This window comes from Paraburkholderia sp. GAS41, assembly GCF_050436545.1.
Lineage (GTDB): Bacteria > Pseudomonadota > Gammaproteobacteria > Burkholderiales > Burkholderiaceae > Paraburkholderia.
Window position 1 is genome coordinate 38,059 of sequence record NZ_JBNDMK010000030.1, and the last position, 13,693, is coordinate 51,751.

At 56.3% G+C, this 13,693-nt stretch carries 10 protein-coding genes; 1 reads left to right on the plus strand and 9 read right to left on the minus strand.

All coding sequences use genetic code 11. From position 1 onward, the window contains the following. Positions 1-204: 204 nt before the first annotated feature. The 4 genes from P3T43_RS30505 to P3T43_RS30520 form a co-directional block, all read right to left on the minus strand. Complete coding sequence (locus P3T43_RS30505; RefSeq protein WP_429284720.1) at positions 205-1,065, minus strand: hypothetical protein; 861 nt, start codon at positions 1,063-1,065, stop codon at positions 205-207. 415 nt (positions 1,066-1,480) lie between these two features. Then, positions 1,481-3,163, minus strand: a complete 1,683-nt coding sequence (locus P3T43_RS30510; protein ID WP_429284721.1) for a hydantoinase B/oxoprolinase family protein — start codon at positions 3,161-3,163, stop codon at positions 1,481-1,483. An 18-nt stretch (positions 3,164-3,181) separates the two neighbouring features. Beyond that, positions 3,182-5,260: a hydantoinase/oxoprolinase family protein gene (locus P3T43_RS30515; RefSeq protein ID WP_429284722.1), complete on the minus strand. Its 2,079-nt coding sequence runs from the start codon at positions 5,258-5,260 to the stop codon at positions 3,182-3,184. Between the two features lie 1,121 nt (positions 5,261-6,381). Then, positions 6,382-6,993 carry a LysE family translocator gene (locus P3T43_RS30520; protein WP_429284723.1) on the minus strand — a complete coding sequence of 204 codons (612 nt, stop codon included), beginning with the start codon at positions 6,991-6,993 and terminating at the stop codon, positions 6,382-6,384. A 1,789-nt stretch (positions 6,994-8,782) separates the two neighbouring features. Here P3T43_RS30520 and P3T43_RS30525 point away from each other — a divergent pair. Further along, entirely contained in the window at positions 8,783-9,307 is a 525-nt protein-coding gene (locus tag P3T43_RS30525; RefSeq protein WP_429284782.1) for a gamma carbonic anhydrase family protein, read from the plus strand. Positions 9,308-9,434: 127 nt separating this feature from the next. Here P3T43_RS30525 and P3T43_RS30530 read toward each other — a convergent pair whose 3' ends face one another. The 5 genes from P3T43_RS30530 to P3T43_RS30550 form a co-directional block, all read right to left on the minus strand. After that, positions 9,435-10,319: a 3-keto-5-aminohexanoate cleavage protein gene (locus P3T43_RS30530; RefSeq protein WP_429284724.1), complete on the minus strand. Its 885-nt coding sequence runs from the start codon at positions 10,317-10,319 to the stop codon at positions 9,435-9,437. Positions 10,320-10,382: 63 nt separating this feature from the next. Further along, on the minus strand, positions 10,383-11,084 hold the full coding sequence (locus P3T43_RS30535; protein ID WP_429284725.1) for an ABC transporter ATP-binding protein: 702 nt from the start codon (positions 11,082-11,084) through the stop codon (positions 10,383-10,385). Continuing rightward, a complete protein-coding gene (locus P3T43_RS30540; RefSeq protein ID WP_429284726.1) occupies positions 11,078-11,851 on the minus strand; it encodes an ABC transporter ATP-binding protein in 774 nt (257 codons plus the stop codon). Before P3T43_RS30540 ends, P3T43_RS30535 begins: the two co-directional genes overlap by 7 nt. Further along, entirely contained in the window at positions 11,848-12,816 is a 969-nt protein-coding gene (locus P3T43_RS30545) for a branched-chain amino acid ABC transporter permease (protein ID WP_429284727.1), read from the minus strand. The genes P3T43_RS30540 and P3T43_RS30545 overlap by 4 nt, the downstream gene beginning before the upstream one ends. Position 12,817: 1 nt before the next feature. Then, complete coding sequence (locus P3T43_RS30550) at positions 12,818-13,693, minus strand: branched-chain amino acid ABC transporter permease (RefSeq protein WP_429284728.1); 876 nt, start codon at positions 13,691-13,693, stop codon at positions 12,818-12,820.

A 13,693-nucleotide genomic window follows, 5' to 3' on the forward strand; every position in this document is an offset into this window, starting at 1 on the left:
ATTAAAATGTTTTTTTAAACGTGGCGAGCGATCCGGACATTTTGAATGCCCTTATCACCAAGTCGATCGGTAGCACTCCGACTGCTTGCTGCATCCATGGAGAAGGCCAGATTCACGCGTACATCTGAGGATCATTTCCTCGGTTCGATCCCCGCCCACCGCCCATCGTGCCTACCTAATGATCCGATGGCATTTGACATCCCCTCATAGGGTTTTCGATATCGACATCGTCACTGAAATAGAGTGCTTCAGGTTAGAGGACGTGTAGTAGTCGAAGTTGACGTTTCCGGAAACATACAGTCCGTACCTGGCCAACCCGAGGTATGTGAAGCTTGGACCAATCTTGCCCTCTCGCTCCTCAGCGAAATCTGAACCTTTCCAACTATAGATGTCGTATGCGTGATGAATACCCAGGAAAAGATCGTCGCGAACTTGATAGCCGGCCGCTACGTCCATCAGCGTGAGGCTCAACCCGCCACGTAGTTTTTCCAACTGACCATTGCCGATGTCAGTCGCATTCAGATTTCGCCCCGCGTAATACAACTCAATCGGATTAAAAGTGATGCCAATCTTGCCATTCTGGAGGTAATTTCCTACGTTTAATCCATAGGAATACTGGTTGGCTCCGGCGCCGTATCCTGCACTTTTCGAACTTCCGTTCGGGAAAACGACGAAGAGCGTTGGGCTGGTCCAAAAGGTCTTGTAGCCTGGCGAACCGACTGGCTGGTCGGCATCGGGTACGAGAACATTGAAGTAATACTCGACTGCCAGATTGGGAGAGGCAAAACCAAATGCGCTTCCTCCTGGAACCCCGTGGGTATTCGAATAGCCTGGCGATCCGGCCGCCCACAATTCGAACTGGTCGCGATGTGTCTCGGTAAAACCCGTTTCCGTGAAGTACGCCGGCTCGATCGACGAATAAACCGTGTTGGAGTTAGGTCCTGTATGCTGAAATACAGGAAAAGTCTCTAGCGCCCAAGACCCTGGCGCTGCTGCTTGACCGAATCCGATAAATTCGTCCGCGTTCGCGTGCAACGGAGCCGAAATCAGCGCGACTGACGACATGACCGCGAATGCGCCATAAAGACTGCACGGTTTCACAATGTTTCGTCCTTCTAAATATAAAGGTTAACTACATCCCAGGTTTATCAATCTCAGAAGTATTGATGCCAGAATCTCTCCACTTTCCGCTTGCGTGTTCGCCGAACGATGACATTTAGTGATGACCAACTGAGACATTTCAGCGGATCATCACGCTTTTCAATTACGCAGGTGCTTTGAGTGTGCCTGGCCCCATCAGACGAGCGTCGATAACGGTGACGTACTTGATCCTCGACAGGCATTCCATCAGAATCGACGTACTCAGAAAACAGACAGTAGCTGATAAACTGATCGAAATAACGGTCTTCGTTCCGTTTGCAAATCAACGGGCGGAACTTCTCGCGAAAAATCCTTTTGCCTCTCAGCCTATACATCGTCTTTAGACGTGATTGCCGCTCTCCGCAACTGTGACGCCATAAATTTCGGCGGCCAGTTCAATGCTTAGATAGCCGTTTCGTACGTCTTCGATGACCAGGTTTCGTTCACGCTCGGCGGGATCACCATATCCACCACCACATGCAGTCCGCACGCGGATGATGTCACCCTGGTTTAACTTAAGTCCGCTAACCATAGAATGGCGTGCGTTGCCACCGTCTGCGTGGATAACTTCGATATAGTTCAGCGATCCGTCCTTCCCGCCCTCTAGCCCCCATGGCGGAATTTTCGCGCGCGTGTAGCCACAAGTCAGGAAAGCGCCGTCGGATCGCACGACGTAGTCAAGTCGAATCCCGCGGCCGCCGCGATACTTCCCGTGGCCGCCTGGCTCGTCATTCAGTTCCATCCGGTCGACGAAGAGACCATAACGAGACTCGGAGACTTCGACAGGGCAGTTGTAGGTTTCACCATGCACCCCGGAATAGACTGCACTATTTCCATCGCGGCCCCGATCAGCACCCCAGCCGCCAACAGCGGGTTCGATCAATGTGAACATGCGGCCGGTATCGGGATGGACTCCGCCAATGATAGTCGCGCAAACCGACGAGAAACTGCCAGCGGGCAGTCGATCTGGCAGATGCCGCGCAAGACAGCGCAGGATGAGATCGTAGACACGGATCACCATCTCGAAGTAGAACCCTTCAGCGGCCGAGTTACCCGCTTCGAACACGCTTCCGGGACGAGTCAAAACCGTAAGTGGGCGAAAGCTCCCGCCATTGGTGAAGGCCTGAGGCGCGGTCACTGCCTTAAAGGCCATTTGCGCCGCGATGACTGCGCCGTCGCGACTTAAATTGTGTGGGCCTGCCGCCTGGTCCGGGTTATCGCGCAGGTCGATAACCATTGCGCTGTCCGTGACTTCAACCTGCACCTTGAATGTCTGGCCATCGTCTTGAGGCTCCTGCATGACAAAGCGCCCGTGCACTCCATCCTTCAAGGCTTTCAGCGAAACTTTCTCGCCAACATCCATAAAGTCATCCACAGCCCTGAGGAAAATTTCAGTCCCATATTTTTCTGTCAGTTCAACGAGGCGATTTGCACCGCTTCGTACGGCCGCGATGCCCGCCCACAGGTCGCCTTCCATGAAGTCCGGCATGCGCGTATTCGAACGCAAAATCTGCATGACGGAACGGATTGGCCGTCCCTTCGAGACAAGCTTTACGCACGCGAGTCTCAAGCCTTCCTGGTACATATCGCGGGCGTCTGTCGACATGGAACCGGGTACCATTCCACCCATGTCGTTCCAGTGGGCAATGTTGGCGGTCCAAGCGACAAGTGTTTCGCCTGAAAATACGGGCATTGCGAGCACTACGTCGTTAAGATGCGTTACACCGCCGCCATTGTGCGGATCATTCGTAATGAAGATATCGCCTGGCTCGATTTCGCCTGGTTGCGCATGTTGTTCCAGAATCTTTTTCACTGCCTTGTCGAGCACACCAACAAACAGCGGCATACCGGCACCGGAGCTAGCGAGATTGCCTCTGGCATCGGTGATTCCCGTTCCCATATCAAGAACTTCATAAATGATAGGGCTCATTGCCGTCTTGCGCATTGCCGCGAACATCTCGTCGGTAGTCGCCTGCAACGCGTTTTGGATGATCTCGAGGGTGAAAATATCGATCTGACTCATTTCGGTTTTCCGTCTTTCTCAGATGGTGATATGGATGTTACCGAGGCGATCAACGCTGACATCGTTGTTCGGATGAACAACGATAGTCGTGCCGGAGTCTTCGATAATTGCAGGGCCGACGAAGGTCATACCAGGTTCGAGCATTGCATTGTCATAGATAACTGCTTTGTGAACTCCCTGCAGAGCGTAATCAACGGATCGACGTCCCTTAATCGCCGATTCCAACATCACGCCTGTTACCGGCATCTCGTCCAGATCCAACTTTCCTATCTCAGCCGTCGTGACAATATGAAACCCCACGATTTCGAGCGGGGCGTCCAATCGATAGGTATATTGCTGCTCGTAAGCCGCGTGGAATCGTTTGACGATCTCATCCCAATGCGTTGCAACTTGCTCGCCCATCCGCAAGGGAATCTCGACTGAGTGTTCCTGGTTCTGATAGCGCAGCTTGCAATTGATTGTGAGCTTCACACGGTCGGGAGCAATATCTTCGGCTGCGAATTGTTCGACCGCCGACGCCTTCAGATCATCAAGCAGAACCTGCACTTCGGCGATCGCTCCCTCGCGATCAGCCTCGAAGAACCGATTCACGAACAAGTCACGTCGCAGGTCGGACATAGTCATTCCCCATGCGGAAAATACCGAGGCGCCGCGGGGGATGACAACCTTCTTTACACCCAGCTCTTGTGCTAGTGCGACGGCATGCATCGCGCCACCACCGCCAAACGCGACAAGCGTAAAGTCGCGTGGATCATGGCCACGACTCAGGGACACCATCTTCAACGCGTTGACCATGTTGTCATTGGCGAGACGTACGATTCCGCGGGCAATCTCTTCGCGTGACATGCCAAGAGAAGCCGCCAGCGGATCCAGCGCCCTGTCGACGGCATCCATATCAGCGACGAGTTCACCACCGCAGAAGTAGTCCCTATTGATGCGACCAAGCGCAAGATTCGCATCCGTGGTCGTCGCGTCCGTGCCGCCGTGTCCATATGCAGCCGGCCCAGGAACCGCGCCCGCAGACTGCGGACCGACATGCAGCTTACTGAATTCATCGACCCACGCGATCGATCCACCGCCGTTGCCGATTTCTACCAGGTCCACGACCGGCACCATGATCGGATAACCCGCATTGAGTCGATCTCTCTCAATCCAATAGTCAGTTTTGAGAGCTACTTGGCCATTTTTTATAAGCGAGCATTTAGCAGTGGTGCCGCCGATATCCAGCGCCAACACGTTTGGCTCACCAATTAGACGGCCAAGTTCCGCTGCGCCCCAAAAGCCGCTCGCCGGACCGGATTCGACCATCGTAATCGGAATTTCCCGCGCATGAGATACAGTGTCGACGCCGCAGTTCGACTGCATCACGTATAACGGCGCCTTGTAGCCACCCGCGCGCAGCCCGTGTTCCAGACTATCCAGGTAGCGAGATGCGAGCGGTTGAACATACGCGGAAAGCACCGCCGTGCTCGACCGTTCATATTCCCGCCATTCACGAGTAATTTGATGGGACGCTACGACTGATACTTCGGGCCAGTGCCGTTTTGTCTCGGCAAGCACCGCCTGTTCATGCGCGGGGTTTGCATACGCATGCAAAAGGCAAATTGCGACTGCTTCGACACCCTCGCGCCGGAAATCATCAAGAGTCTCGGCAAGTCCACGCAAATCGAGCGGCTCACGTTCCTGGCCATCAAAGTGCATGCGTCCGGCCACTTCACGCCGCAAATGGCGCGGTACGAACGGAATCGGTTTGATCCACTGCAGGTTAAAAAAATCTGGTCGATTCGCACGAGCAATTTCCAGCACGTCCCGAAATCCGGTCGTAGTTATCAAACCGGTTCGAGCTCCCCGTCGCTCCGTCAACGCATTGATGACAACCGTCGTGCCGTGTGCAAGAAAGCTGACGTCTTCGAGGCGAACGTCTGCCTTTCGCAACACATTCAGAATTCCCTGTTCGAAATTAGGCGGTGTCGTATCGGACTTCGCCGTTCGTATCGTCTGCTTCCCGCTGACAGGGTCGATCTCGAAGTACACAAGATCAGTGAACGTTCCGCCGACGTCCGTTGCCACACGTACGGTCTTTGCATTTCTGGTCACAACACTTCTCCTTGCGTCACTGTCCCAAGCCGATGGCCTGATTCGCGAGTTGAAAATTCCATCGAGCTCTTCTAAAGCCTACGCAGCGATAGACTGTTCGTCGGCTCTTCCTACAACGTTCGGAATCCTATTTTTCAAAGTTTTCTCCGAGGCTCATTTCTTCGCCCATAACTCAATCACGCGGCCGGCGAAGGTACCGACCTGCATACGCTTATCTCCAGAGAGAACGCATACGATTTACCAATGCGAGACACCCAATCTATTAACATGTCGGGTACGTTTACTGCCGGAGATAGATTATCGAATCTATATCTTAATATCCGATAGTCTGACGTTGAACAGCGTAACCCGTCCTGATTCTTGGACAGACCGCGTTCACATTGCGCCCCACAATTTCATGCCAATCGAACCGCTGTTGGAGCGAACTTTATGGAGACAATAATTACGGTTCAACGCCGGCGATGGGTAGGGAATGGTACAAGGAGGGAAAATCCTACCCAAACAGGTAGTTTGATCGGGGTGCGCCCTACGCCTAACGTTCAGCGCCGCACGCTTCCTCGAAAGGCTCCAGTGCTTTCCCTGCCCGCTTTACGGCGTTGTCTGTCTCGACATATCCGTTCCATTGCCTCCAGAACGGCAACAGGTCCCGAAGGGTCTTGCGCGCTTGCTGAGGCTCCTTTGCGGGCTCCTCGGTCGGGAGGAGGCCCTCGGGAATCATGGGCTCAGGCGGCGAATCGACAGGTTCGTCATGGCTTGTTTGTGCTACTGCCTCCATAGCCCTGACTATAGTTCGCGTGATGCGCTGAAGTGCTAAACGCCGCTACGTCGTGTTCCAATCCACGCGAATGGACAGGGGTGTACAAATGAAGTCTACGAACTCACGGGTGTATCTGAACTCCCCTCGCGCTGCCGCTGCTTTCCACGCGTGGACCTGTTGCAGCGTGTTGACAGTCCATGCGGACGGAAGCGCGAGTGTGGTCACAAGTGTGCTGTGCAAGCCGAGCAACCCACACTTCTCGGCAAACAGCCTCCGGCCCGTGACGACACACGTCGAAGCAGCCTCGCGAAACGCACGCCAAGCGCCCGTTTGCTTAAGACAGATATAGGTCACGCCGCAACCCTCATACGAACATTATCGTTGCACCTAGAATTCCAAGCATCGTAGCGGCAATGCGATCAACCCACTTCCTGAAGGTCAAATAGAGTGATTGAAGACGAGGATTTGAAAAACAAATTGCTACTGTTGAATACCACGCGACCTCCAAGAAAAGAACAAGAGGCAGCAATAGTGCGTGAGCGAAGAATGAGCGTTTGCTTGCCATGAACACAGATAGCGCGCTTACATAAAATAACAGCGCCTTCGGATTTAGCAAATGAGCGGTCAGCCCGATCCAGAACGACTGCAATAGTGTACCTCTTCGTTCGATTCCGTCTTTACCGGTTAAGCCGATCTGAACCGATGCGGTCTTCCATGTCTTGAATGCAAGATACAGCAGGTAAATCCCGCCCAACGCCTTGAGCCACTGCAGTGAGTTGAGCACAGCGGCAAAACCAAGAATGGCAACAACGTTGAAGACTACCGCGGCCGCTCCCATACCGAGCGCCATTGCGACACCATCCCGTCTGCAGAACATAACCGACCGTTGTGCTACCAAGAGAAAACTGGCACCGGGGCTCATCGCACCAACCAACATGATTGGAAGGGTCTCCGCCAGCACTTGCGCATCACTCATTTGAATATCCTTTGCATAACCTTAATTGGCACTAACGACGAGGCTAAACCGAGAGCCGATAGCCCGTCGTATGGATGCTCACGGCGTCCTTCAGGCGAGCGTTCCCGAGCTAATGATGACCGGGAGATGCGATACTAAAGATGTCAAAGGATCGTGGTGGACTCTTCGGGTCAAACGCGACGGGCATACCCCGCGGATCAAACTGCGAAAACGTACGCTCGACGACTGTTCGACGCCTTGCACTTGAACATCCGGGGAGTTCGGCATGGAGTTCGACCACATCGATCTTCTTCATATGTTTTTGTGTTTCCGGGGTGGTGAAAGGGGCCATCCAAAGCAAAGCGAGACGGGGATTGGGGTATCTAATATTACATTTTGTAATGCCAATGCGGATTGGACGGACATGGGAAGGAACAGTTCCGCAAATTCTCGCGGCATACCGTGTCGCGCAAGCAAATTGGAATACCGGTTGTTGGCTTAGACAGCGGGGTTGCCGCCACTCTCGGCGAAGTCAGTGCAGACGCCGGACGTGACGTCGCAACTGACGATGCCCAACGTGACGCCAAGGATGCAGGCGAGTCTCAGGGCACGAAGGACTTCACCGCGGCGCTCGACGATGCGGCCGGCGGTGACTGGGCTGCGCGCTTCTCATCTATAGCCCGGTGCCACGCCGCGTAGATGGGCTTCACCCATTGTCGTAGCGCATCTCGCAGAGATGAACCCACTCTGTGACTGCTGCGATGCCCCCTTTCTGGACGCGCTGAGTGAGCGAAGTGTTCTCGACTGGTTGCGCGCGGCCGGTAGCAAAGTGGGCTTACTTGGCGTTGCCGGTCTAGGTGGTAAGGAGTGCCTGACGATGATCGATTCCGTGGCCAGAAATAGCTCCTTTCCCAGTCCTTTCCGTGGCATATCCTGGACCACGTCAAGCGCATCGATAAAGCAGGTTTCGGGAATCTTCAGGGTTTTGAACGGAGCATGCAATCCACGAATACTGTCCCAGGAGCACATGCTCCAGCCGGTCGGCTCGAAGTCGTATAACGGGCCACAAATCAATCCACCGATCACACGATCGTACCGAGTGCTGTCAATCAGAACGTGGGAGTGTTCAATTCTGCGTAGCACAAGAAATCGGGCGAGAAAATCGCGATGGTGCAAACCGAGTTCATTGTTTGCGACTGCAGCTCTATACGGACCGGTCATGCATACACGCTCAACGAGATCGTCAGTGTGTTCAGAGTCTGCTTTGACGAATTCGTACGTGTTGATACCCTTCGACAAATGGATTGAACACCCCCACCTAGAGGATGGAAAACGCTAAAGTAGTACTCAATCGTTCATCCGTCCATCGACAAAGCCCCTGCACGGTGTGTGATCAGGTGGCCTGTGATAGAAAATCCTCGAAGCCAGCGTATCGTCCGTATGAAAGGCGTTCGGGCACTCGTCCTTCAGCATTTGTATCGCTCCATTGATCCCGCGAATTCCGCACTTCACCGCATTCATCAAAGCGGCTCGCTGAAATGGGTCTAGCATCATGTACTCTCCGTAACGGTTGTGGATGGTTCCGGAATTCAATGTACCGCTCCCGAGTTAGATTTTAATTAGCTCCCGCTCGCCACCCCACTTTTCTTCCTCGCATTTACATACTTCGGATAACGATTCAAAGTCGTTTGCGATCTTCGTATACCCGCATACAATGTCGTCTTCCAATCCCAGCGCAATTTGGCGCCAATCCCACTGCACAGTCGGCATGGCCAAGACCACCGCCGAGGAGTGCTCGCAAGGACAAACCGTGGCAATCTACAAACTTGGTGAAGCGTCACCCATCATTCACGAAAGCGTGCTTGTCGCCGACTCTGCAACGATAATCGGTAGTGCGGTGATTGAGGAGAACGTAAGTATCTGGTCCGGCGCGTCCATTCGCGCCGACAACGAACCGATCACCATTGGCGCGTGCAGCAATGTGCAGGAAAGCGCGGTATTGCATACGGACCCGGGCTATCCGTTGACGATTGAACAGGGCGTCACGATCGGTCATCAGGCAATGCTGCATGGCTGCACAATCAAGGAAGGGGCGTTGATCGGCATTCAGGCCGTGGTATTGAATGGGGCCGTCATCGGCCGCAATTGTCTGGTCGGCGCCGGTGCCGTCGTCACCGAAGGAAAGCTGTTCCCGGACAACTCGCTGATCCTGGGTGCGCCCGCCAAAGTCGTGCGAGAACTCACCGAAGAACAGATCGCCGGATTGAAGAGAGCGGCGCAAAGCTATGTCGACCGCCGCGAGCGCTACAAGACAAGTCTCGTACGCATCGGGTAATTTCCGTCGTCGCGGGTCGGTGGCCCGGCACGACAAACGACAGTTCGTCTGCCGTGCTCGATCTGTACATGAGTCAGATTGTTTCGGGCGCACCGCGCCCGAAACATCGCTATATCTCACCGGTTGCTCAATTTCTCGCGCGCAGCCCAAGCATCGCACGTGCCTCGGCAGCCGATGCCACCTCGCCGCCAAGCAACTCAAGAATGTTCACGCACTTCTCGACCAGTTGCGCGTTGTCGCGGGCGAGCTTCCCCTTCGAGATATAGACGTTGTCCTCGAAACCGACGCGCACGTGCCCACCGAGGAGAAACGCCTGCGCGACCATCGGAAACTCCATGCGCCCAAGACCGAACGCCGACCATTGGCAAATGGCGGGCAGCAGCGACTTCAGATAAAGCAAGGTCGAGCCGGTCGACGAAGCGCCATATTTGACCCCCGTGACCAGTTGGAAAAGATGAGGGCCGACGAGCGAGCCTTCGTCAATCAGGTCGCGGGCCATATGAATGTCGCCGCTATCGAACACCTCGATCTCCGGCATCACGCCGGCCTCGACAATCGCTCTCGCCATCTTGCGCACGTTAGTCGGCGTGTTGATCACCACATTCGCACCCGAGTTCATCGTGTTGAAATCGAGCGAACAAATGTCTGGCTTGATCGCCACAACGTGCGCCACGCGATTCTCAGGCTGCGTGAGCGTGCTACCCGGGGCCGCCACTTTCGGGTCGTCCTCGCTCGGTGTGAACCGTCCGCCCTCGCCCGTCGTCAGATTGATGATCAGGTCGCGGTTCTGCGCGCGAATACGCTCGACCACCTCCGCATACAGATCGACGCGCATACTGGGCTTTCCCGTCATAGGATCACGCACGTGAATGTGAGCGATCGCCGCGCCAGCAGATGCTGCATCGAGCGCGGCCTGCGCGATTTGCGCCGGGGTAATTGGCAAGTCGGGGTGATTCTCGCGCGTGACGAGGTTACCCGTCACGGCGCACGAGATGATCGTCTTGGATGTCATCGTAGATTTTCAGCAAAGAGGTGCCAGTCAAAGCTAACCGGCGTTGTTGTAGCGCGTCCCCGGCTATCGTCCGAGATAGGCGTCCCTGACGCGTGGATCGTGCTTCAGTTCGTCGGCCGGCCCGTGCATAATGATGTGTCCACCGTCCAGCACATAACCGCGCGCCGCGACATTGAGCGCCAGCACCGTGTTCTGCTCGACGAGCAGCACCGTCATGCCTGTGTCCTTGAAGGTGGCAATGCGTGCGTAGACCTCCTCCGCGAGCCGCGGCGCGAGTCCGAGCGAGGGTTCATCAAGCAAAAGCATCTTCGGTCTGCCCATCAGCGCGCGGCCAATCGCAAGCATTTGTTGCTCGCCACCCGATAGCGACCAGCCCAGTTGCTTGTGCCGTTCCTTGAGGCGCGGAAACATCTGGAAGACCTCCTCCAGATCATCCTTGCGCCCCGCGGTTCGCCGACGCACGTAGGCCCCGATTTCGAGGTTCTCCCTGACAGTTAGCCCCGGGAAAATCCGGCGGCCTTCCGGCACGTGTCCGATGCCAATCCCCGCGCGCCGCTCAGGTGAATTGCCACGCAGACTTGTCTTGTCGAACAGGATGTCGCCCTCGATCGGCAACAGACCAGAGATCGCTCGCAACAAGGTGGACTTGCCTGCGCCGTTCACGCCGATCAGCGCGACAGTCTCGCCGGCCGCGACATTCAGGTCGACGCCGTGCAGCGCCTCGATGTCGCCATAGGAGACCCTCAGGTTCTTGCAGCTCAACATGTTTCGTAACCCTCCCCAAGGTAGGCGCGCAGCACATCTGGATTCGTTTGGACCTCCGCTGGCGTTCCCTCGGCAATCTTCGAACCGAAATTGAGTACGACCACGCGTTCGGCGAGACGCATCACCATTCCCATGTTGTGTTCGATCAGTACGACGGCGAGGCGGTGCGCATCGCGCAGGCGTCGCAAACGCTCCATCAGCGCCTCAACCTCGCCCAGGTTGAGACCGGCTGCCGGCTCGTCGAGCAAAAGCAGCTTCGGCCTGGCCACCATGACCCGAGCCAGTTCGACGAGCCGGCGGTTGCCGTACGAGAGTGAATCGATCGTCCGGTTCGCCAGATGCTCCAGACCGAACTCACCAAGCATCGCCGCACTACGTTCGCAAAGCTCGCTCTCCTGCTGAGCGCTGCCGCCGCCGGGCAAGATCGTCGAAAGAAGGCTCGGACTTCCCATCAGGGCGGCGCCCAACATGACGTTTTCGATGACGGTGAGACGTGTGAAAAGGCGGCCGTTCTGGAAAATTCGGCCGATGCCAAGGCGGATGATGCGATCCGTCGGCAACGCGCCGATGTCAGCGCCTTCGAGCGTAATGGTGCCAGCCGAAAGCGGCGTCAACCGCGTCATCACGTTGAGCAGCGTGCTCTTGCCAGCGCCGTTGGGGCCGATCACGGCCAGGAATGCGCCCGCCGAAATGTCAAGATCGATATCCGACAGGGCCTGCACCCCTCCGTAGCGCTTAGACACTCCACGCATTGATAGCAGAGTCATGCGTCTTCCCTCCTCGAAACCGGTGCCCTCAGGGAGGCCCGGCGTGGCCAGCGCGGCCGTAAGAGTAATCCCGCCAGCCCGCCCGGGAAGAAAGTCAACACGAGCAGGACCAGCACGCCGAACACAAGCAGATAGGCAGTGCCAACGAATCGGAGCAGTTCAGGCAAGAGCGTCAGCGCCGTCGCCCCCAGTATTGACCCGACGATCGAACCGCTGCCGCCGACCACCAGCATCGAGAGAAACACGATCGATTTGTCGAAGCTGAAATCGTCAGGCGACACGAACTGCATGTGCGTCGCGAACAGACAACCCGCTATCGCGGCGTAAAGGCCGCTCAACGCAAACGCCGTCAATTTCACGCGCGGCACCGACATACCGGTCATCGCCGTCGAGATTTCGTCGTCACAGACAGCGATCATCGTGCGGCCGCTGTGCGATTCCTTGATCCGCACCGCGAGGCCAGCAAGCACCATCAGCACCACGATGCCGAACCAGTAGAACGCATGCTCGCCTGCTATGGGAATCGTGCCGATCGTGAGCGGCGGAATCGAGCCGATGCCGTTCGAACCGCCCGTCACTTCCACCCAGTTCAGCATGATGATGGTCAGGCTCACATTCAGACCGAGCGTCCCCAGGGCCAGGTAGTGACCACGCAGCTTCAGCAGAACCCGGCCCGCAGCGATCACGAAAACCGTCGTCACCAGGACCGCCACCAGCACAGCCAGCCACACGTTCATGCCGCAGCGCGTCGTCAGGATCGCCAGCAGATAGGCACTGATACCCATGAAGGACGCCTGGGACATCGACATCAGCCCGGAATAACCGAATGCGAAGTTCAACCCCATTACGGCAATAGCCGCGATGATCGCGCCATTGAGCACGCGTACCGTATATTCGTCCAGGATCGCGGGACACATCGCGAGCAACGCGAGGATGACGAGACATCCAATCAAACGTTTCGGCATATCACCCTCTCTCCGCCACGCGCTCGCCGAACAGACCCTGCGGACGCCAAAGCAGGAACGCGATCATCAGCGCAAAGGCCAGCAGATCCTTGTAGGTCGACGACAGATACGACGCGCCGAGGATCTCGATGATGCCCACCGAGAGCCCACCGACAATCGCACCGGGCAGGCTTCCGAAGCCGCCGATGATGGTCGCAGCAAACGCCTTCAGCGCAATGGGGTCCCCCATGTTGACGTCCGCAAACCACATCGGCGAAACCAGCAGCCCCGCAAACGATGCCAGCACAGCCGCGATTGCCCAGGACAGTCCGAGCAGCCGGAACACCGGCAGGCCCATGAGCCGTGCCGCGTCCGCATCCTGCGCGACCGCGCGCATGGCCCGGCCCGCATCGGTTCGGAACAACATTCCGTACAGCAATCCGATCAGCAAAACCGTGATGCCGATAGTAGCGAGCGCGTGTACTGTGATGGTGCTCGAACCGAGCTGGATCACGCCGCTACCGAACGGCGAAGGCAACCGGAATGGCCAGGCACCCCATATCAGCAGCGCACCGTTCTGGATCGCGATGCCCGCCGCAACGGTTCCGATCACGATGGACACGACAGGTCGCTTGCGCAACGGTAGATGGACAAGCGCGAAGAATGCGAATCCGAACACCCCCATCATGACAATCGCGGCCAGAGCACCAGCCCATACGGGCATATGGGCCTGGACGATCGTGGTCACGCCGAAAAAGGTGCCGAGCATGACAAACTGCCCGACTGCGAAGTTTACGATATTGGTGGTCGAATAGACGAGCACGAAGCCCAGCGCCGCCAACGCGTAAACGCTGCCCAAGGCTGCCCCATTGACCAGCAGTTGAAGAAAGTCTTGCAC